The sequence below is a fragment of the Falsiroseomonas sp. genome (assembly GCF_051860665.1).
Lineage (GTDB): Bacteria > Pseudomonadota > Alphaproteobacteria > Acetobacterales > Acetobacteraceae > Falsiroseomonas.
In genome coordinates, this window is sequence record NZ_JBHYDM010000032.1 from 1 (window position 1) to 21,277 (window position 21,277).

The 21,277-nt window shown below is 71.4% G+C and carries 16 protein-coding genes; 13 read left to right on the top strand and 3 right to left on the bottom strand.

The genetic code is table 11. The features are described from left to right. From ACTIF1_RS22225 to ACTIF1_RS22245, 5 genes are all read left to right on the top strand, one after another. A partial coding sequence (locus tag ACTIF1_RS22225) for a cupin domain-containing protein (RefSeq protein WP_439598637.1) occupies positions 1-465 on the top strand: 465 nt, incomplete at its 5' end. 330 nt (positions 466-795) lie between these two features. Further along, complete coding sequence (locus tag ACTIF1_RS22230; protein ID WP_439598638.1) at positions 796-4,575, top strand: glycosyltransferase; 3,780 nt, start codon at positions 796-798, stop codon at positions 4,573-4,575. Position 4,576: 1 nt separating this feature from the next. Beyond that, positions 4,577-5,644, top strand: coding sequence for a glycosyltransferase (locus ACTIF1_RS22235; RefSeq protein WP_439598639.1), 1,068 nt, complete (start codon positions 4,577-4,579; stop codon positions 5,642-5,644). Between the two features lie 188 nt (positions 5,645-5,832). After that, positions 5,833-7,566, top strand: a complete 1,734-nt coding sequence (locus ACTIF1_RS22240) for a glycosyltransferase (RefSeq protein WP_439598640.1) — start codon at positions 5,833-5,835, stop codon at positions 7,564-7,566. Then, entirely contained in the window at positions 7,563-8,330 is a 768-nt protein-coding gene (locus tag ACTIF1_RS22245; RefSeq protein ID WP_439598641.1) for a hypothetical protein, read from the top strand. The genes ACTIF1_RS22240 and ACTIF1_RS22245 overlap by 4 nt, the downstream gene beginning before the upstream one ends. Positions 8,331-8,366: 36 nt before the next feature. Here the strand turns inward: ACTIF1_RS22245 and htpG are convergent, their stop codons facing one another. The 3 genes from htpG to ACTIF1_RS22260 are packed head-to-tail and all read right to left on the bottom strand — an operon-like array spanning position 8,367 to position 11,166. Next, positions 8,367-10,196, bottom strand: coding sequence for a molecular chaperone HtpG (gene htpG / locus ACTIF1_RS22250; RefSeq protein ID WP_439598642.1), 1,830 nt, complete (start codon positions 10,194-10,196; stop codon positions 8,367-8,369). A 56-nt stretch (positions 10,197-10,252) separates the two neighbouring features. Beyond that, entirely contained in the window at positions 10,253-10,603 is a 351-nt protein-coding gene (locus tag ACTIF1_RS22255) for a hypothetical protein (RefSeq protein WP_439598643.1), read from the bottom strand. Then, on the bottom strand, positions 10,600-11,166 hold the full coding sequence (locus tag ACTIF1_RS22260) for a histidine phosphatase family protein (RefSeq protein ID WP_439598644.1): 567 nt from the start codon (positions 11,164-11,166) through the stop codon (positions 10,600-10,602). Before ACTIF1_RS22260 ends, ACTIF1_RS22255 begins: the two co-directional genes overlap by 4 nt. A gap of 147 nt (positions 11,167-11,313) precedes the next feature. On the opposite strand from ACTIF1_RS22260, the gene ACTIF1_RS22265 reads away from it, so the two are divergent. From ACTIF1_RS22265 to ACTIF1_RS22300, 8 genes are all read left to right on the top strand, one after another. After that, positions 11,314-12,393: a methyl-accepting chemotaxis protein gene (locus ACTIF1_RS22265; protein ID WP_439598645.1), complete on the top strand. Its 1,080-nt coding sequence runs from the start codon at positions 11,314-11,316 to the stop codon at positions 12,391-12,393. Positions 12,394-12,475: 82 nt separating this feature from the next. Next, positions 12,476-12,778, top strand: coding sequence for an STAS domain-containing protein (locus tag ACTIF1_RS22270; protein ID WP_439598646.1), 303 nt, complete (start codon positions 12,476-12,478; stop codon positions 12,776-12,778). Between the two features lie 4 nt (positions 12,779-12,782). Then, on the top strand, positions 12,783-13,148 hold the full coding sequence (locus ACTIF1_RS22275) for a response regulator (protein WP_439598647.1): 366 nt from the start codon (positions 12,783-12,785) through the stop codon (positions 13,146-13,148). Positions 13,149-13,153: 5 nt separating this feature from the next. Further along, entirely contained in the window at positions 13,154-15,187 is a 2,034-nt protein-coding gene (locus ACTIF1_RS22280; protein WP_439598648.1) for a chemotaxis protein CheA, read from the top strand. Positions 15,188-15,204: 17 nt separating this feature from the next. Then, the gene (locus ACTIF1_RS22285) at positions 15,205-15,735 is read left to right on the top strand and encodes a chemotaxis protein CheW (protein ID WP_439598649.1); all 531 of its coding nucleotides are present in this window, start codon (positions 15,205-15,207) and stop codon (positions 15,733-15,735) included. Between the two features lie 22 nt (positions 15,736-15,757). Beyond that, positions 15,758-17,992: a methyl-accepting chemotaxis protein gene (locus ACTIF1_RS22290; RefSeq protein ID WP_439598650.1), complete on the top strand. Its 2,235-nt coding sequence runs from the start codon at positions 15,758-15,760 to the stop codon at positions 17,990-17,992. A gap of 66 nt (positions 17,993-18,058) precedes the next feature. Further along, complete coding sequence (locus ACTIF1_RS22295) at positions 18,059-20,434, top strand: methyl-accepting chemotaxis protein (RefSeq protein WP_439598651.1); 2,376 nt, start codon at positions 18,059-18,061, stop codon at positions 20,432-20,434. Beyond that, positions 20,431-21,273, top strand: a complete 843-nt coding sequence (locus tag ACTIF1_RS22300; RefSeq protein ID WP_439598652.1) for a CheR family methyltransferase — start codon at positions 20,431-20,433, stop codon at positions 21,271-21,273. Before ACTIF1_RS22295 ends, ACTIF1_RS22300 begins: the two co-directional genes overlap by 4 nt. Positions 21,274-21,277 lie beyond the last annotated feature (4 nt).

Below are 21,277 nucleotides of genomic sequence, written 5' to 3' on the forward strand. Positions count from 1 at the left end.
CTGGAGGATGTGGTGCTGGTGGTGACGGACGACGCGGTGCTGGCCTGCCACCGGGACCGGGCCCAGGACGTGAAGAAGATGGTGGAGCAGCTGAAGGCGGGGGGCCACAAGGAGGCGACGGAGCACCGGCGGGTCTACCGGCCCTGGGGGTCCTATGAGGGGGTGGCGCTGGGGACGCGGTTCCAGGTGAAGAAGATCACGGTGCGGCCGGGCAGCAAGCTGAGCCTGCAGAAGCACTACCACCGGGCGGAGCACTGGGTGGTGGTGGCGGGGACGGCGGTGGTGGAGCGGGACGGGGAGCGGATCCTGCTGCGGGAGAATGAGAGCGTCTACCTGCCGCTGGGCTGCGTGCACCGGCTGGAGAACCCGGGGATGATCCCGCTGACGCTGATCGAGGTGCAGTCGGGGTCCTATCTGGGCGAGGACGACATCGTGCGCCTGGAAGACACCTACGGCCGGGCCTGACCAGCGTGCCGTGGCACAACCGTGACGGGTGGCGACACAGCCCTGACGCGTGGCGGCTTGATTTTTACTTACATCGATTCCCTAATGTCCTGGGGAACCCAGGAAGCCGCTACGGTCGTAACGCCTTGAGCGCGACCAAATTTGGATCGGGATGGTCTCCCTATTTAGATGAATTCCAATTAATTGATCATCGCATGGACGGTGGCTTGACCTTGGGGTATGGCGCCCTTGCCGTCCGGGCGCCGGGTTCGTCTTGTCTCGTTGGCGTTTCGGCGGCTGTTCCAGGAAGGCGCCGGGCCGACAGGCTTCCAGCAGGAATCGGAGCGCGCCTTGTCTGAATCCAACCCGGAAGTGGCGGTCAAGGACGGCAATCTGCGCGCCGCACCGAAGCCGCCCGCCTGGGCCGCGGGCCTGGTGGACCTGCTGCTCGGGCAGGCGGATGCCTCCCGGCTGCCCCCGGGCGCCACGGACCCGCTGGCGGCGGCGCGCGCGATCCTGCTCTCCGATGCCTTCGCCGAGACGGTGCTGGCGCCGCTGGCCGCCGGTACCGCCCCGCCGCAGGCGGCGCGCGGCGCCACGGTGCCGGAGGCGCTGCGCCGGCTGGCCGAGATCCATGTCTTCGCGGGGCGGCTGCAGCTCTCCGGTCCCAGCTTCGCCGATCGCTGGCCGCGCTTCCTGCTGCGCCTGCTGACGCATGAGGATTCCGCGCTGCGGCTCGGCACCCCCGGCTGGCAGTCGGCACCGCCCGAGGCGCAGGCCCGGCTGGCGGAGCGGACCGAGGCGGCGCTTCGCGCGCAGGCGGTGGAGGATCCGCTGCTGCGGCATCGTGTCTTCACCGCCGCCACCTCGCCGCTCGGCGTCGATACGCTGTTCCGCTACGTGCTCGGCCGCCCGCCGACCCCGCGCGACAATCTGGTGGCCTCGGCGCGGGAGGGCTACCACCACTGCATCCGACGCTTCCTGCTGGCGCCGGAATTCGACCGCAACGTGCTGGTCCCGCTGCGCGACGGCAAGCCGCCGCAGCACGCGGCGCAGCAGCCGCTGGAGCCGGGGCACCTGGCGATGCTGCAGGCGCTGTTCGGCCGCGCCGAGGTGCCGCTGGAGGATTGGTCGGCGGAGGTGCTGCACTTCCTCGGCCAGGCGGATCTGATCACCGGGCTGATCGGCCCCGCGGCGGCGCTGAACCCGAAGCAGCGCGCCGTCGCCGCGCGGCTGCGGGCGGTGGTCGCGGTGGCGGGCGCCACGGCAGCCCCCGGCGCCGCCAGGCTGCCGGTGACCACGCGCTGGCGCGATGGCCGCGTGCTGGTGGTGCATGTCGATACCGCGCAACTCGCCCTGGCGCAGCCGCTGCGCTGCCCGCTGCGGCTGGAGCTGACGGCACCGCAGCCGCTGGCGCTCGACTTCAAGCCCGAAAGGCTCGTCCGCGGGCTGCTCGAGGCGAGCGTGACGGTGCCGCTGCTGGCCCCGGTCCCGCATACCATCGAGGGTGAGCTGCTGGTGCATCCGGCGGAGGCGCCGGCGGCCGCGCCGCTGGCCCGCGTGCCGGTCTATGCGGAACTGCCGGCGGAAGCGATCCAGGGCATCCTGGCCCGCAAGAAGGAGGAGCTGGACCGCGCCGGCTATCTGGCCCATCGAGGCCGCACCGGCGATGCGCTGAAGCAGCTGGATGCGCTGCTGGCCGATGCGCCCTGCCTGCCGCTGCCGCGCGCCCTGTCGCTCAGCCTGCGGCTGCTCTCGGGCCTCATCGATCCGGCCTCCGCGCTGCAGCAGATCGACCAGGCACCGCGCGACCCGGCGCTCGCGCGCCTGGCGGTGGCGCTGCAGCTGCAGGCGGATGCGCCGGCGGAGGCGCTGCGGCGGCTGGAAGCCCTGCCCGCGGCCACCGAGCCCGCCTGGCGGGTGCTGGAGGCGGTGATCCGCCAGCGTGCCACGGGCGCCCCCGGCGCCGCGCTGGAGGGGCTGGCGCCGGGCTGGGCGCAGCGCCTTCTCCTCGGCCTTTTTGAAACGGGCGCCCGGTCGCCGGCCATGCCGGCCAGTGCGCTCGGCGTGCTGCCGCCGGATGCGGTGCGCGCGGCCCTGGCGCGCGGCGTGGTGCAGGCCATGGCGCTTGCCTTCCTGCCGCCGCGCCGCATCGCGGAGACGGTGCAGGCCTTCGACCGCGCCGGGCTGCTCGGCATCGCGCAGCTCTGCAAGGACGCGATGGCGCAGGACTGGATGGCGCAGCTGCTGCCGGCGCTCGGCCTGCTGCCGCCGGAATCCATCGTCGATCCCTGGATGCAGCTTTCCGCCGCCCGCGTGCAGCAGGCCGCGGGCCAGCTGGAGAATGCCCTGGGCCTCGCGGAATCGGTGCTGCGCCGCAAGCCGGCGGAGATGGATGCGCTGCTGCTGGCGGCGACGCTGAAGCACCGCCTGGGCGCGACGGAGGAGGCGATCCGCCTGCTGGATCGCGCCCTGCTGCAGAAGCCGAAGGATCCGCGCCTGAATGAGCGGGTGCTGGCGCTGGAGCTGGACCTGAACAAGCGGGAGCCGCTGCGCTCCCGCCAGCGCGCCGACCGGCTGATGGCGCAGCTGCTGGAGATCCGGCAGCGCGAGCTGGCCGCGGCGCCGAGCGATGCGCCGACGCGCTACGAATATGCCCGCACCGTCGCCATGGCGGAGCGTTTCGACGAGGCGATCCCGATCCTCGAAAGCCTGGCCGAGGCGGCGCCGGAGGAGCTGCGCTACAAGACCGAGCTGATGCGCCTCGGCCAGCTCTCCGGCGACCACAAGACGGTGCTGCGCTGGTTCCGCGCGATGCAGCCGGAGGAGCGGGACGAGCGCGCCACCGTCTTCGCCATCCGCGCCCATCGCGGCCTGGGCGAGGTGGAGGAGGCGCAGGCCCTGCTGGATGGCGCCGCCTCCCGCGACAGCGGGCAGATGCAGCGCGAATACGTCCGCAACCTGTTCTTCACCGGCCATTTCGACCGTGCGCTGGAGGCCGCCGAGGAGGCGATCGCGCGCACGCCGGCGGATCTGGAACTGCGCCTGCTGGCGGCCGCGGTGAACCTGGAGACCGGCAACAACGCGCGCGCCGCGCAGCATGTGGACTGGACGCACCGGCATGGCGGCGCTGCCGCCTATCCGCTGGAGATGCCGCTGTTCCGCTACGCCGTCGCGCACAAGGCGGGCGATACGCCGGGCGCGCTGCGCTGCCTGGACCCGATGTTCGCGCGCGTCGGCGCGCAGCCCGTGCTGCTCGACCGCAGCCAGGGCGCCCAGGCCTTCGACCAGCTGGTGGGCAGCGGCCGGCATGGCCGCTTCGCCGGCGCCTTCCCGCCGGTCTTCGACGGGCCGATGGTCTCCGTGGTGATGACCTCCTACAACGTCGAGGCCTATCTGCCGACCGCGGCGCGCTCGATCCTGCAGCAGAGCTACCGCAACCTCGAGCTCATCATCGTCGACGATGCCAGCACGGACCGCACGCCCGAGATCCTGATGGAGCTGGAGCGGTCGGACCCGCGGGTGAAGGTGATCCTGAAGACCACCAATGACGGCACCTATGTCAGCAAGAACACCGGCATGCTGCAGGCCCAGGGCGAATTCATCGCGCTGCAGGATTCCGACGACTGGTCGCATCCCGACCGCCTGGCCAGCAGCATCAGCGTGCTGCTGCGCCGGCCGGATGTGGTGGGGCTGACCACGGACTGGCTGCGCATGACCTCGGACGGCGACATCGTCATCAAGGCCGGCGGCCAGATCTCGCATCTCTGCTGCATCTCGCTGGTCTTCCGGCGCGATCCGGTGATCGACAAGGTCGGCTTCTTCGACAGCGTGCGCATCGCGGCGGACCTGGAATTCATCCAGCGCATCGGCCTGACCTACGGCGCCCGCGCCGTGCCGCGGCTGCGCTGGCCGCTGCTGTTCGGCCGGGCGCGGTCGGACAGCCTGACGGCGAGCGAGGAATTCGGCATCTCCCGCACCGGCTTCACCGAGCCGCGGCACATCTACCACGAGAATTCCGAATCCTTCCACGCGCGCATCAAGGCCGGCGAGCCCGCCTATATGCCCTTCCCGCTGCGCGTCAGGCCTTTCGTCGCGCCGAAGATCATCCTGCCCGTGCGAGAGAGCTGACATGCCGGTTCCGGTGATCAACTGCACCATGTATCGGGACAACCCCTATACGGAGGTGCTCTATTCCGGCCTGGCCGAACGCTACGTGCCGCTGCGTGGGCGCATCGACGATGCCATCGCCCGCCTGCAGGCGCGGGAGAAGGTGCTGCTGCACATCCACTGGGAGGAGCACATCGTGCGCCCCTGCCGCACGGAGGTGGAGGCGCGCGTCGCCGCCGACTATTTCCGCGGCGCGATCGAGCGTTTCGTCGCCATGGGCGGTCGACTGGTCTGGACCGTGCACAACAGCCTGCCGCATGAGCTGGAGCATGTGCAGCAGTTCCTGCAGATCCGCCAGGCGATCGGCGATGGCTGCGACCGGATCCTGGTGCACAATACCGAGGCGATCAACGTGCTGGCGGACCAGATCCGCCTCGACCGCCGCAAGATCTACTTCCTGCCCCATCCCTCCTATCTCGGCGTCTATGAGCCGGAGGCCGCGGCCCAGGCCGCCATCGCCGCGCCGCCCGCCACGCCGCATGGCCGCAATATCCTCTCCTTCGGCAAGATCCGCCGCTACAAGGGCACGGAGCGGCTGATCGAGGTGCTGACGCCGGATTTCCTGGCCGCGCAGCAGGCGAAGCTGCAGATCAGCGGCGAGCCGATTCCGGAGGATCCCTTCCTCGATGAGCTGCGCACCCAGGCCGCGGGGCGCGAGGATATCCTGTGGGACATCCGCAAGGTGGAGGATGCCGAGGTGCCGGCGCTGATGCGCGGCGCCGCCTGCGTGGTGATCCCCTATGAGCGTTTCCTCACCTCCGGCGTCGCGCTGCTCGCGCTCAGCGTCGGCTCCCTGCTCATCGGCCCGGCGACGCGCCAGCTGCGCGAACTGCTGCCCGTCGTCTCCCAGCGCTTCCTCTTCGAGCCGGATTCGGCCGAGGATCTGCGGCGCGCGGTCGCCGATGCGCTGGCGCTGACGGCGGAGGAGCGCGCCGGGCTGGCGCGCGCCTATCTGGACCGCGCCGCGCATTTCCATCCGCAGCGCATCAGCCAGCACCTCGGCCGCGTGCTCGACCCCCTGCTGCACTGATGTTTCCGGCCGCCGGCGCCGCCGCCCGCAGGCTGGTGCCGCCCCTGTCGCGATGTTAGCCTTGGTCCAGCCATGCAATGGTTGCCTTTCGCCTGCAGGGCCCCGGCAGGGGGCGCCTGCGGCCCGCGTGACTGGCCTGCCTTTCCCCCTCCGAACCCAGAGGCCCCCCGGTGCCTGAGGCTCCTTCCTTGATCGACGCAAGCAAGACCGAGATCGGCCTGTCCCAGGCCTATGCCGAGGCCGCCGCCCTGCTGCGGGACCTGGCAGCGATGCCGGGCGAGGCGCTGGCCGGGGCCGCGGCGCAGGCGATGGACCGGCTCTGGGCGCTGCCCGACCCGGCGGGCGCCTGCGCCCTGTTCCGGCAGACGCGGGACCGCGTGGCCGGCGCGGCGCCGGAGGCCGTGACACCCTTTCTGCTGCGCGGCGCCGCCGCGCTTTTCGCCACCGGCGCCGTGGCGGAGGCGCGGGCGCTGCTGCAGGGGCTGGTCGCCAGCCAGCCGGAACTGCTGGCCGCGCGCCGCCTGCTTGCCGCCGGCCTGCGGGCGGAGGCGCCGGCCCAGGCGCTCGCCAGCCTTGCCGCCGCGCGTGGCACGCCCGCCTTCCAGGCGGATGCCGCTTCCGTCGCGCTCTATCTCGACCTGCTGCTGCGCAACCGCCAGTCCGGCCTGGCGCATCTGGAGGCCGGCCGCCTGCAGGCGGCGCTGCCCGCGCCGGAGCTGATGCTGCTGCTGGCCAATGCCGAGCCGCTGGCCGCCGACAAGCTGGTGCTGCTGAACGCCTTCTTCGAAAGCCAGCAGCTGGCGCCCCTGGCGGCGCGGCAGCCGGCGCCGGCGGGCGGGCTGCTGGATGGCTTCGCCTGGCCCTGGCGCGCCGCCGGCGACGGGCCGCTGGTCTCCGTGCTGATGGTGGCGACCGACGCCGCCGCCAGCCTCGCCTCCAGCCTCGCCGCGCTGCAGGCGCAGACGCATGGCAATTGGGAGGCGCTGGTCGTCGACAATGCCAGCACCGATGCCACATCCGGGCTGCTGCGCGGCCTGGCGCAGCAGGACAAGCGTATCCGCCCGATCGTGCAGGCCAGGCGCCTGCCGGCCGGCGCCGCGCTGAACCTGGCGCTGCAGGCCGCCGCCGGCGAATTCGTGCTGTGTCACGCGCCGGGCGTGGTGTCCCACCCCGAGCGCCTGAAGCGGCAGGTGGCGGCGCTGGCGGCGCAGCCCACGCTGCTCGCCTGCATCTCGCAGCTGGTCCAGCTTGACTTCGCCGGCCAGGCGCTGGCGGGGCCGGAGGGCACCTTCCGCCAGCCGCATCGCGCCGCGCTGCTGTTCCGCCGGGCGGAGGTGGTGCGCGACATCGGCTATTTCGCCGCCATCGACCAGGGCGCGGAGCAGGACTTCCTGGCCCGCATCACCGGCTTCTGCGGCACCGCCAGCCTGGTGCAGCTGCCCGAGGCCCTGGCCCTGGCGCCGGAGGGCCCCGGCGCGGGTTCGGCCGCGCTGCCGGCGCTGGACCCCTGGCTGGACTGGCTGGCCGCCTGCCTGGCGGAGGGCCGCGCGCCCTTCATCCTGCCGGATGGCACGCCGGGCGCGGCCGGGGATGGCCTGCCCGATCCGCAGGCCCCGAAGGCTGACGCGGCGGCCTTTGCCCGGCTGCACCTGACCCCGCGCACGGCGCCGCGGGTCGGGGCCGAGCCGGCCTCCCCGGCGCCGGGCGCCGATCTGCGGCCGGTGCTGCATGTCGCGGATCTCGGCTCGGATTCCCAGCTGGCGACGATGCTGCTGAACCACGCCGTGATCGAGCATCGCCAGGGCCTGCGCAGCCAGGTCTGGAACATCCTCGGCACCGCGCCCAAGGCGCTCTGCTGGCAGGCGCAGCGGCTGCGCGGCGCCGGCATCGGCATCCTGGACGAGCGCCCGAGGGGCCGGTGAGCCTCTTCGTCTATGGCCGCCGGGCGCTGGACATGCTGGCCCATGCGACGCGGCCGCATGCCGAGAGCCAGCTGGTGGTGCTGGTGCCGACGCCGGCGGAAGCGGCCGAGGCCGGCAAGCGGCTGGCGGAGCTGCGCCTGCCCGGCCGCGTGCTGCCGGTGAACTTCGCGCTTTTCGTCAACCGGCCGGACCTGGCGCAGGGCCAGGCGCTGCACGACCGCTGGGACATCGCCCTGGCCAGCAATCTGTTCGGCGACAGCCGCCCGGCAGCGGAGCTGGGCGGCATCGGCGTCTCGCTGGTCGGCCGTGGCGTGACGGAGGAGGATCTGGCCTTCATCGCCGCGCTGAAGGCGGCCACCGGCACCGCCCCCGTCGTACTGGTGGACCCCGATGCCAGGGACAGCCTGGCCGGGTCCCCCGCCCGGGTGGTGCTGGCCAGCCGCGGGCGCAACTTCTGGAACGACTTCTTCGCCGATGTGACCCTGCTGGTGGAGCGCGAGGCGAAGGTCGCCAAGCTGGGCCTGCTGAGCGGCGTGGCGCAGGCCCTGCTGCGCGCCCGGCCGGTGGCGCTTGTGACGGAGGAGGCGGCCGCCACGCCGGGCGTGCTGACCTTCCCGCAAGCGGAGGAGATGCTGGGCTTCCTGGCCGACCTGGCGCGCAACCCCGCTTCCTATGCCGCCATGCGGGAGACCGGGCAGGCCGAGCTGCGCGCGCAGCTCGGCGATGGCTTCCACATGCAGCGGCTGCGCGAGCTGGAAGGCTGAAGCCCGGCGCGGCGGAGGCCCGCCGCGCCGGCTCGCTCAGCCGAGCGCCAGCGCCTCCGCCACCCGGCGGGCGAAGGCCACCGGGTCGCGCGGCGTATCGCCATCCTGCACCCGGGCCAGGTCCAGCAGCAGGCCCGCGCTATCGGCCATATCGGCATCGCCCGCGGCCTGTTCCGCCAGGCGGCGGATCAGGGCGTGGCGAGGATTCACCTCCAGCACCGGCAACCCGCCCGGGAAACCGCGTCCGGCGCGGCGCATCAGGCGCTGCATCTGCAGGTCCGGCCCCATCTCGCCGGCGGCCAGCACCACGGCGCTGTCCACCAGCCGGTCCGTGGCGCGCACATCGGCCACATCGGCCTTCAGCGCCTCCTTCAGCAGCGGCAGCAGGCGGGAGAGGTCGGCGGCCTCACCCTCCTGCGCCGTGCCCTCAATGGCCGAGAGGTCGATGCTGCCCTGGGTGATGCTGCGGATCGGCTTGTCCTCGAACTTCTCCAGACGCTCCGGCCAGAAGGCGTCGATCTGGTCGGTCAGCAGCAGCACCTCCACGCCCTTGGCCCGGAACCCTTCGAGCTGCGGCGACTTGGCCAGCGCCGCGGCATTGTCGCCGAGCAGGACATAGATCGCCTCCTGCCCCGGCTTCATGCGGGACACGTAGTCGGGCAGGGAGGTCCAGCCCTCGACCGCGGAGGAGCGGAAACGCAGCAGGGGGGCGAGGTCCTTGCGATGCTCCGCATCTTCCCAGACGCCCTCCTTCAGGATGGCCCCGAAATTCTCCCAGAATTTTCCAAAGCTCTCGGCGTCCTTGGCCTTGGTCTTCAGCTCGGACAGCACGCGGCTGGTCACCGCGCGGCGGATGCGGGCCAGCACCGGCGTGGCCTGCAGCATTTCCCGGGAGACGTTGAGGGGCAGGTCCTCGGTATCCACCACGCCCTGCACGAAGCGCAGCCAGGGCGGCAGCAGCGCCGCTTCCTCGGTGATGAACATGCGGCGGACATGCAGCCGCACGCGGCTTTCGCGCTCGCCCTCCACCGCCTGGAAGGGCTTCATGCCGGGGATGAACAGCAGGGCGGTGAAATCCAGCGCGCCCTCCGCGCGCCAGTGGAGGGTTGCCCAGGGCTGGTCAAAGATATTGCCGAGGTGGCGGTAGAATTCGGTGGTCTGCTCCTCCGTCACCTCGGACTTCGACTTGCGCCACAGCGCCGTGCCTTCGTTCGCGGCTTCCTCCACCCCGTCCTTCGCCACGGTGATGGGGATGGTGATGTGGTCGGCCCATTTGCGGATGATGGTCTGCAGCCGCAGCGGCTCCAGGAATTCCTCCGCATCCGCCTTGATGTGCAGCACGATGTCGGTGCCGGCCTCGGCGCGGCTGCCCGGCGCCAGCGTATAGGCCCCGGCGCCCTCGCTGGCCCAGATCCAGGCCTCCTCGGCCCCGGCGCGGCGGGAGGTGACCTCGACGCGATCCGCCACCATGAAGGCGGAATAGAAGCCGACGCCGAACTGGCCGATCAGGCTCGGCTTTTCGGCGGCCGGCGCATCCGCCAGCGACTTCGCGAAGGCCAGCGTGCCGGAGCGCGCGATGGTGCCGAGATGCTGCGCGAGGTCGGCCTTGGACATGCCGATGCCGGCATCCGAGATGGTGAGCGTCCGCGCCGCCTTGTCGGGCACGATGCGCACCTTGGCGTCCTCCGGCAGCATCAGCGCCGCATCGGTCAGGGATTCGAAGCGGCGGCGGTCCACCGCATCCGCCGCATTGGCCACCAGCTCGCGCAGGAAGATCTCGCGTTCCGAATACAGCGCATGCACCACGAGATCGAGCAGGCGGCCGACCTCGGCGCCGAATTCATGCCGCTCCACGGTTTCGCTCATGACGGGTCCCTTCTGGCTATGCGCGGCCGGCGATATGCGAGAGGGCGGCGGGCTTTTCAACCGCCCCCGCGCAGCCAGGCCAGCAGCACCAGGAAGCCCGCCACGCCGACCAGCGCATGGGCGGCCAGCGCCAGCCTGGCGCGGGGGCGGCCGCGGCCGAAGAGGCGCGGCGCGAACCAGCCGGCGGCCAGCGCCAGGCCCAGCAGCAGCGGCGGCAGGGCATCCGGCGGGCTGCCGCCGCGCGGGGCGGAGACCGCCAGGCCCGCCACCAGGGCGGTGGCGGCCAGGGCCAGCAGCAGATGTGCCCGCGTCAGCCAGGGCCGGCGCGCCCGCTGCAGATAGAGCAGCCCCGCCGCCACGCCGGCGGCCAGGGTCAGCACCACCAGCAGGATGGCCGCGGCCCTCACGGCAGCAGCCGCCCGGCGGGCTGCAGCGCCGCCCCCTGGCGCCGCAGCAGCATGGCCTCGCCCGAGGCGGGGAACAGGCCCGTCAGCGCCGTGATATTCACCTGGTGGGTGACGGCGACCAGCGCGCCCGGCCCCTCCCAGCCCAGCAGGATGCGTCGCGCGGCGGCGGTCCGCTCCGGCTCCGCCGCCCGGTTGCCGAAGAAGGAATCGAAGGCCGGCTCCAGCCGCACCGCGCCGGGAAAGGCCAGCTCCGCCGTCTCCCGCGTGCGGCACCAGGCGGAGGCGAGCACGGCGCCGACCGCGATGCCGCGGCTGCGGAAGGCCGCGCCGATGCGGCGGGCCTGGTCGCGGCCCGTCTCGTCCAGGTTGCGCTGGGTCTCGCAGGCGCCGAGGCGCATCCCCGGCGGGTCGCCGCCGCCCGGCGCCTGGGCATGGCGGAACAGCGCGATGCCGCCCTGGCGCAGCACCTCCCAGGCCGGGTCGTCCCCGGGCTGCGCGGCCCAGCCGGTGGCCGGGCCGGCCAGCAGGCCGAGGGCGGCGCGGCGCGTCAGGGCGGGCGTCATCCGGTGGCGGTTCCTCCCCTTCCGCCCCGCATGTCGGGGCGCGCGGGCGGAAGGCAAGCGTCCCGGCCAGGCCGGCGCCGCTTTACCGAATCTTGTCACCCCCCCGCGCAGGATGCCCCCGCACTGGCAGGAAGCGGGATTTTCAGCGTGGCAGGTCTGCAAGCCCAGGCGGCATTGGCCGAACCCCGGGAGGCCATGGCCGATCCCAAGCTGGAGCTGCTGCGCCGCTGGCTGGAGCTCGGCGAGATCGAGCGCCGCGCCTTCATCGCCATGACGGAGGAGCTGACCGCCTCCGCCGGCCTGATCGAGCAGAGCACCATCGAGCTGAGCGGCCGCTTCCGCGAGCTGGCCGATGCGGCGGAGACCCAGGGCGGGCTGGTGACGCGCGTCGCCGGCATCGTCGAGACCATCCAGGTGGCCGGCGAGGCCGTGCCCATGGTGCAGGCCACGCGCTTCGTGGAGACGGCGCTGCTGCAGGCGATCGAGGCGCTGGGCCAGGTCTCCGACCAGGCGACGCGGATGGTGCAGGCCCTGGCCGAGGTGACGGCGGAGGTGGTGGGCGCTGAGCAATGCGTGGCGCGGATCGATACCATCAACCGCCAGACCCGCTTCGTGGCGCTGAATGCGGCGATCGAGGCGCAGCGCGCGGAAGGCGCCGGCGGCACCTTCAAGGTGATCGCCATGGAGCTGAAGGAGCTGTCGCAGGAGACCGACACCACCTCCCGCCTCGTGCGCGAGAGAATCGCGGCGGTGGCGCGCGGCGTGCGCGGCGCGCATGCGGAGCTGCAGGCGATCGCCGGCCGCGACCGTTCGGCGGAGGCCGCGACGCGCGCGCGGCTGGATGCGGTGCTGGAGGGGATGGTGGCGCAGAACCAGGCCCTGGCCGCCGTGCTGGCGGAGGCCGTCACCGCCTCCACCGCCATGGCCGGCACCATCTCCCACCTCGTCACCGGCGCGCAGTTCCAGGACCGCACGACCCAGCACCTGACCCATGTGACGGATGCGATCGGCGCGCTGGGGGAGGCGACGGAGGCGCTGCAGGGCGACAGCCGCGCGGCGGTGCCGGAGCTCGGCGGCGCCATCGCGCCGGATGCGGCGCTGCTGCAGCGCATGCTGGACCGGCAATCGCTGAGCAGTGTGCGCCAGCGCTTCCTGGCCCGGCTGCTGGACGATTCCGGCGCGGCGCCGGAGGCGCATGCGGCGGGCGGCGAGGTGGAGCTGTTCTGACCGCACCCGGCGGGCCGGCCGCTTAACCGGCCGCCAATCTAATTGGCGCAGGATGCGCGAGACTCGCAACGGACCAGGCCCCATGCCCACAACCCGCGATCCGGCCTCGCAGGATTCCCCAAGCCTGGTCCTTCCGGCCTCGCTGGACCTCACCCAGGCGGAACCGCTTTGCCAGGCGCTGCGCGAGCGGCTGCAGGATTCGGCGCTCTGCCTGGAGGGCAGCGCGGTGGAGCGCGTCTCCACCCCCTGCCTGCAATTGCTGGCGGCCGCCCATGCCAGCGCCCGGGCGCGCGGCATTCCCTTCCGCCTGCATGGCGCCTCCGCCGTGCTGGTCGCCGCGATCGCCGATCTCGGCCTTTCCACCGCCATCCCCCTCGAGGTCTGACACCATGGCGAAGCGCGTGATGACGGTGGATGACAGCCGCACGATGCGGGAGATGGTGGCCTTCACCCTCCGCAAGGCCGGCTTCGAGGTGAGCGAGGCGGCGGATGGCAAGCTGGCGCTGGCCGCGCTACAGGCCGCGCCGGTGGATGTGGTGATCACCGACCTCAATATGCCGAACATGGACGGCGTCGCGCTGATCCGCGCGCTGCGCGCCGATCCGCGCATGCGCGCCGTGCCGATCCTGATGCTGACGACGGAATCGGAAGCTTCGAAGAAAGCCGAGGGCAAGAGCGCCGGCGCCACCGGCTGGCTGGTGAAGCCCTTCGACCCCGAGAAGCTGGTCGATGTCGTGAAGCGCGTGGCCGGCTGAAGGCGATGAGCTTCGACCACCTCCGCGCCACCTATTTCGAGGAGAGCGCGGAGCTCCTCGAAAGCGCCTATGCGCAGCTCTCGGACCTCGCCGAGGGGCGGGAGGATGGCGAGACGGTCCATGCGCTGTTCCGCGCCATCCATTCCATCAAGGGCGGCGGCGGCGCCTTCGGCTTCGAACGCCTGGTGCGCCTGGCGCATGGCATGGAGACGCTGCTGGACCTGCTGCGGGACGGCACCCTGGCGCTGGACCAGGGGCGGGTGGCGCTGCTGTTGCGCGGCGCCGATGCGCTGGCCGACCTGCTGGCGGCCGAACGCGCCGGCACGCAGGTGGCCGCGGGCTTCGAGGATGCGCTGATGCAGGACTTCCGCATCGCGGCCGAAGCACCGGCCAGCGCGCCGAGCGCCGCGGCGGCGCCGGCGGCCCGGGCGACCGCCCAGCTGCCCGAGGGGTGGCGCATCGACTTCCGGCCGCGGCCGGAGCTTTTCCGCAACGCCAATGAGCCGCTGCTGCTGGTGCGGCAATTGCAGCGCCTGGGCCCCGTCACGGTCAGCGCCGACCTGACCCGCCTGCCGTCGCTGGAGCGGATGGAGGCGGAGGATGCCTATCTCGACTGGCATTTCGGGCTGCAGGCCGCGGTGCCGCGCGAAAGCGTCGAGGAGGTCTTCGAATTCGTCGCGGACGATTGCGAGCTGACCATCTCGCCCATCGAGGCGGAGGTGGTGGCCAAGGCAGACACGCCGCAGGAGGCCGCGCCGGCCGCTGTTGCATCCTTGGCCGCACAAGCTGTCGCCGCCACGCCGCAAGCCGCCGCCGCAAGCCAGCCCACCGCGCAGTCCATGCGCGTGGACGTGCAAAAGATCGACCGGCTGGTGAACCTGGTGGGGGAGATGGTGATCGGCCAGGCCATGCTGGTGCAGCATGCCAGCAGCCTGCCGCCCGATCTCAGCCCCGGCCTGACGGCGGGGCTGGAGGCGCTGTCGCAGCATCTGCGGGAATTGCAGGAGGGCGTCATGTCCATCCGCACCCAGCCGGTGAAATCCGTCTTCTCCCGCATGCCGCGGCTGGTGCGCGAATTGTCGGCGCAGCTCGGAAAGGATGTGCGGCTGGTGGTGACCGGCGAATCCACCGAGATCGACAAGACCGTGGTGGAGCAGCTGGCCGATCCGCTGACGCATCTGCTGCGCAATGCGCTGGACCATGGGATCGAGACGCCGGAGCAGCGCGAGGCGGCGGGCAAGCCGCGGCAGGGCACGGTGCATCTCAGCGCGGCGCAGCGCAGCGGCCGCATCGTCATCGAATTGTCCGACGACGGCCGCGGCATCGACCGTGCGCGCGTGCTGGCGCGGGCGCGGGAGCGCGGGCTGGTCGCGCCCGATGCGGTGCTGAGCGACGCCGAGATCGATGAGCTGATCTTCCTGCCCAGCTTCTCCACCGCCGCCACCATCTCCGCCGTCTCCGGCCGTGGGGTCGGCATGGATGTGGTCCGCCGCAATATCCAGGCGCTGGGCGGGCGCATCGCGCTGGAATCGCGCTTCGGCGCGGGATCGCGCTTCCTGCTCTCGCTGCCGCTGACGCTGGCGGTGCTGGATGGGCTCGTCGTCTCCGTCGGACGGGAGGCCTATATCCTGCCGATCGCCGCCATCGTCGAAAGCCTGCGGCCGCGGCGGGAGGATATCCATGCGGTGGTCGGGCGCGGCGAGGTGCTCTCGATCCGCGGCGCCTATATCCCGCTGCTGCCGCTGCATCGTCACTTCGCCGTGCCGGAGGCGGAGGCCGATCCCGCGCGCGGCATCGTCGTGATCGTGGAGACGGATCATGCCGGCCAGATCGGCCTGCTGGTGGATGACCTGGTCGGCCAGCAGCAGGTGGTGGTGAAAAGCCTGGAGGCGAATTACGGCCGCGTCGAGGGCATCGGCGGCGCCACCATCCTGGGCGATGGCCGCGTCGCGCTGATCCTCGACATTCCCGGCCTCGGCCTGGGCCAGGCCGGCGCCACGGCCACGCGACCCGTCGCCCCGCATTTCGCCCTGCAATAGCGCGCAAGGATCCCCCCATGGACCTTCCCATGAACCATCACGCCCAGCCCGCCGGCTTCGGCGCGCCGGCCGGCGACCTCGCCAGCGGCACCGCCGGACAGTTCATCACCTGCACGCTGGATGCGGCCGAATTCGGCATCGACATCATGGCGGTGCGCGAGATCAAGGGCTGGACGGAAACCACCGCGATTCCGCATGCGCCATCCTGGATCCGCGGCGTCATCAACCTGCGCGGCGTGATCGTGCCGATCCTCGACCTGCGCGCGCGCTTCGGCATGGCGGCCACCGCAGCGACGCCGATGCATGTGGTGGTCATCATCCAGACCGGCACGCGCCTGGCGGGCCTGCTGGTGGATGCGGTCTCCGACATCATCGCGGTCGCACCCGGGGAGGTGCGCCCGGTGCCGGAGATGGGGGCGCAGGCGCCTGAATGCCTGCTCTCCGGCCTGGTGCCGCTGGAACGCGGCATGGTCGCGCTGGTCTCGCTCGATGCGCTGCTGAACTTCGGCGAGGACATCCTCGCCGCGCCTGCACCGATGAACGCCTGAAGCCGGAGCACCTGCCATGTTCATGAGCCGGGTCAAAACGCCCCCCTCGCCGCTGGGCTTCCTGGATCGCCGCGCCGCGCGCGACCGCCGCGCCTCCGTCCGTGAGATGGAGGCGCGGCTGGCGGCGCTGGAAGCGGCGCAGCCGATGATCGAGCTGGCGGCCGATGGCACGCTGCTGGATGTCAACGCGGCCTTCGCCGCGCTGCTCGGGGCGCAGCCGGAGTCGCTGCGCGGCCGGCCCTATGCCAGCCTGCTGACGGAGGCGGAGCGCGCCGCGGCGACGCCGCAGCGTGGCCTGGGCCGCCTGCTGTCGCGGATCGCCTCGGGCGAGGCGGCCACGGCCCTGCTGCGCCATCAGGGAGAAGGCGGCGGCGCGCGGCCGCTGCGCCTGTCGGCGATGCCACTGGCGAGCGAGGAGGCGGGACCCCGCCGGGCGCTGGTGCTGGCGCAGGATGCGCAGGAGGAAGCGCGGAGCCTGCATGCCGGCCAGGCGCTGGAGCGGGCTTCCGTCGCCGTGATGATGGTGGATCGCGACTTCGTCGTGACGCATGTGAACCGCACGACGCAGGAGCTGCTGGCGCAGCATGCGGAGAATTTCCGCAAGCTGTGGCCGAGCTTCGATCCCGCGCGCATCGTCGGCATGTGCATCGACACCTTCCATCGCGATCCTTCGCATCAGCGCCGCATGCTGGCGGATCCGTCGAAGCTGCCCTTCCGCACCGACATCACCGTTGGCGCGCTGAAGTTCGCCCTGAACGTCAATGCCAGCTACGACGCGGACGGCGTCTATGACGGCAATATCCTGGAATGGATGGATGTGACGGAGCTGCGCACCCAGCAGGGCCAGCTGGCCGCCATCGAAAAGTCCCAGGCGGTGATCGAGTTCAGCCTGGATGGCCGCATCCTGCATGCCAATGCGAATTTCCTGAACGCGCTGGGCTACAGCCTGGAGGAGGTGCGCGGCCAGCATCACAGCCTCTTCGTCGATGCCGCCTATCGCCAGAGCCCCGAATACCGAGTCTTCTGGGACAAGCTGGGGGCCGGCGAATACGATGCCGGCCAGTACCGGCGCATCGGCAAGGGCGGGCGCGAGGTCTGGATCCAGGCCAGCTACAATCCGATCCTCGACCAGAACGGCCGCGCCTTCAAGGTGGTGAAATACGCCACCGACATCACCGCGCAGGTGCGTGCGGCGCAGGCGCTGAAGGACGCGGTGGCGGAGACGCAGGGCATCGTGGCCGCGGCGCAGGCGAACGACCTGAGCCGCCGCATCGGGCTGGAAGGCAAGGAAGGCGCGATCGGCGAGCTCTGCGCGGGCGTGAACGGCATGCTGGACACCATGTCGGGCGTGGTCGCGACTATCACCGAAAGCTGCGGCACCATCAGCACCGCGGCGCGGGAGATCGCGATGGGCAATACCGACCTGTCGCAGCGGACGGAGGAACAGGCTTCGAGCCTGGAGGAGACCTCCGCCAGCCTGGAGGAACTCACCGGCACGGTGCGCCAGAACGCCGACAATGCGCAGCAGGCGAACAAGCTCGCCAGCTCCGCCTCGGAGATCGCGGAGCGTGGCGGGCGGGTGGTGACGGAGGTGGTGCAGACGATGGACGGCATCACCCAGTCCAGCCGCAAGATCAACGACATCATCGGCGTGATCGACGAGATCGCCTTCCAGACGAATATCCTGGCGCTGAATGCGGCGGTGGAGGCGGCCCGCGCCGGGGAGCAGGGGCGCGGCTTCGCGGTGGTGGCGGCGGAGGTGCGGAACCTGGCGCAGCGCAGTGCGAATGCGGCGAAGGAGATCAAGGCGCTGATCTCGGACAGCGTGGGCAAGGTGGACAGCGGCTCGAAGCTCGTGGCCTCCGCCGGGCAGACGATGGAGGAGATCGTCATCTCGGTGAAGCGGGTGACGGATATCATGGCGGAGATCTCGGCCGCCTCGCAGGAGCAAAGCACGGGCATCGAGCAGGTGAACACCGCCGTGGTGCAGATGGACAAGATCACGCAGCAGAACGCGGCGCTGGTGGAGGAAGCGGCGGCCGCGGCGAAATCGATGGAGGAGCAGACGGAGCAGCTGGCCTCCATGGTGGCGGGCTTCGTGCTGCCGCCGGGGCTTGCCATCGCGGGGCCCTCGCCTGTCGTGAAGCCCGGCGCCAGGACCAGTGCCAAGCCCAGTGCCAAGCCCAGCCCGCCCGCCGCGCCCAGCCGCAAGCCGGCGCCGGCGGCCGCGCGCGAAGACGCCTGGAAGGAATTCTAGCCGGGCGCGCGCCAGGCGCGCCCCTCGGCGGCCCGCGATCGGGCCGTCCCCCAACCGGAGACCACCATGTTCATCAGCCGTACCACCCAGGCCCTGCAGCCGATCGGATTCATGGATCGCCGCGGCGCCCGCGACCGTCGCGCCGCCGTGCGCGACCTCGGAGCGCGCATGGCCGCGCTGGAACTGGCGCAGCCGATGGTGGAAATCGGCCTCGATGGCAGCCTGATCGATGCGACGCCGCCCTTCGCCGCGCTGCTCGGCACCACGGTGGAGGCGCTTCGCGGCCTGCCGCATGCCGGGCTGCTGGCGGAGATGGAACGCGGCAGCGAGGCGCAGCGGCGCTTCCAGGAGGAATGGCAGCGTGGTGCCGCGGCCACGGCGCTGCTGCGCCATCGCCATCCGGACGGCACGGAACGCCTGCTGAAGCTTTCCGCCATGCCGGTGCGCGACGAGGCGGAGCGCATCGAGAAGGCGCTGGTGCTGGTGGCGGATGTCACGGCGCGCAAGCAGGCGGAGGCCAATGCCCAGGGCCAGCTCGCCGCGATCGACAAGGCGCAGGCGGTGATCGAATTCACCCTCGATGGCCGCATCCTGCGTGCCAATGCGAATTTCCTGGCCACGCTCGGCTATACTCTGGAGGAGGTGCGCGGCCAGCATCACAGCCTCTTCGTCGAAGCGGCCTATCGCCAGAGCCCCGAATACCGCGCCTTCTGGGACAAGCTGGGCCGCGGCCAGTATGATGCCGGCCAGTACAAGCGCATCGGCAAGGGCGGGCGCGAGGTCTGGATCCAGGCCAGCTACAATCCGATCCTGGACGCCGAGGGCAAGCCCTTCAAGGTGGTGAAATACGCCACCGACATCACCGAGCAGAAGCTGCAGACCGCGAATTTCGAAGGCCAGCTCGCCGCGATCGACAAGGCGCAGGCGGTGATCGAGTTCAGCCTGGATGGCCGCATCCTGCAGGCCAATGCGAATTTCCTGCGCGCGCTGGGCTATACGCTGGAGGAGGTGCGCGGCCAGCACCACAGCCTTTTCGTGCCGCCCGACCAGCGCCATACGCCGGAATACCGCGCCTTCTGGGACAAGCTGGGACGCGGGGAATACGATTCCGGGCAGTATCTGCGCATCGGCAAGGGCGGGCAGGAAATCTGGATCCAGGCCAGCTACAACCCGATCCTCGATCTCAATGGGCGGCCCTTCAAGGTGGTGAAATACGCCACCGACGTGACCGCGCAGGTGCGCGCCGCGCAGGCGCTGGCGGCCGCCGTGGCGCAGACGGAGGAGATCGTGGCCGGCGCCCAGCGCAACGACTTCTCCCGCCGCATTCCCCTGGCTGGGCTGGATGGCGCCATCGGCCGGCTCTGCGGCGGCGTCAACAGCATGCTGGACACGATGGAAGCGCAGCTGCGCGTCGCCCAGGCGCTGAAGGATGCGGTGGCGGAGACGCAGGGCATCGTGGCCGCGGCGCAGGCGAACGACCTGAGCCGCCGCATCGGGCTGGAAGGCAAGGAAGGCGCGATCGGCGAGCTCTGCGCCGGCGTGAACGGCATGCTGGACACCATGTCGGGCGTGGTCGCGACTATCACCGAAAGCTGCGGCACCATCAGCACCGCGGCGCGGGAGATCGCGATGGGCAATACCGACCTGTCGCAGCGGACGGAGGAACAGGCTTCGAGCCTGGAGGAGACCTCCGCCAGCCTGGAGGAACTCACCGGCACGGTGCGCCAGAACGCCGACAATGCGCAGCAGGCGAACAAGCTCGCCAGCTCCGCCTCGGAGATCGCGGAGCGTGGCGGGCGGGTGGTGACGGAGGTGGTGCAGACGATGGACGGCATCACCCAGTCCAGCCGCAAGATCAACGACATCATCGGCGTGATCGACGAGATCGCCTTCCAGACGAATATCCTGGCGCTGAATGCGGCGGTGGAGGCGGCCCGCGCCGGGGAGCAGGGGCGCGGCTTCGCGGTGGTGGCGGCGGAGGTGCGGAACCTGGCGCAGCGCAGTGCGAATGCGGCGAAGGAGATCAAGGCGCTGATCTCGGACAGCGTGGGCAAGGTGGACAGCGGCTCGAAGCTCGTGGCCTCCGCCGGGCAGACGATGGAGGAGATCGTCATCTCGGTGAAGCGGGTGACGGATATCATGGCGGAGATCTCGGCCGCCTCGCAGGAGCAGAGCACGGGCATCGAGCAGGTGAACACCGCCGTGGTGCAGATGGACAAGATCACGCAGCAGAACGCGGCGCTGGTGGAGGAAGCGGCGGCCGCGGCGAAATCGATGGAGGAGCAGACGGAGCAGCTGGCCGCCATGGTGGCGGGCTTCGTGCTGCCGCCGGGCCTCCTCACCGCGCCGGCCGCGCCCGCCGCCAAGCCCCGCGCCAAGGCCGCGGCGCCGCGCAGCAAGGCCGTGCGCGCGGCGGATGATGACAGGTGGGAGGCATTTTGACGCAGGCTGCCACCCTGGCGGATCCGCTGCTGGCCGAGGTGCCGCTGACGGAACAGGATTTCGCCCGCATCGTCGCGCTGGTCCGCAGCCATTCCGGCATCGCGCTGAGCGACAGCAAGCGCGACCTGGTCTATGGCCGGCTGCGGCGCCGCCTGCGCGCGCTGCGGCTCGACAGCTTCGCCGCCTATCTGGAGGTGCTGGAGGGGCCGGAGGGGGCGGAGGAGCGGGTGCGGATGATCAATGCGATCACCACCAACCTCACCGGCTTCTTCCGCGAGGCGCATCACTTCGAACACCTGGCGCAGGCCGTGCTGCCCAACCTGCCGCGCGGCCAGCGGCGGTTGCGCATCTGGTCCGCGGGCTGCTCCTCGGGCGAGGAGCCCTATACCATCGCGATGACGCTGCGCAGCGCCATGCCCGACCTGGCCGGATGGGATGCGCGCATCCTCGCCACCGATATCGACACGGACATGGTGGCGCATGGCGAGGCCGGGCGCTACGCCGCGGACCGCGCGGCGGCGATTCCCCCGCAGCTGCGCCGCACCCATACGCAGGCGGCGGGGGCGGAGGTGGAGATGGGGCCGGAGCTGAAATCGCTGATCAGCTTCCTGCCGCTGAACCTGCTGGAAGCCTGGCCGATGCGCGGGCCCTTCGATGCGATCTTCTGCCGCAATGTCGTGATCTACTTCGACAAGCCGACGCAGCGCACCCTGTTCGACCGCTTCGCCGATATGCTCTGCCCCGGCGGCCATCTTTTCGTCGGCCATTCGGAGACGCTGTTCCGCGTGAGCGAGCGCTTCCAGCATCTGGGCCGCACCATCTACCGCAAGCTGCGGTGAGCGG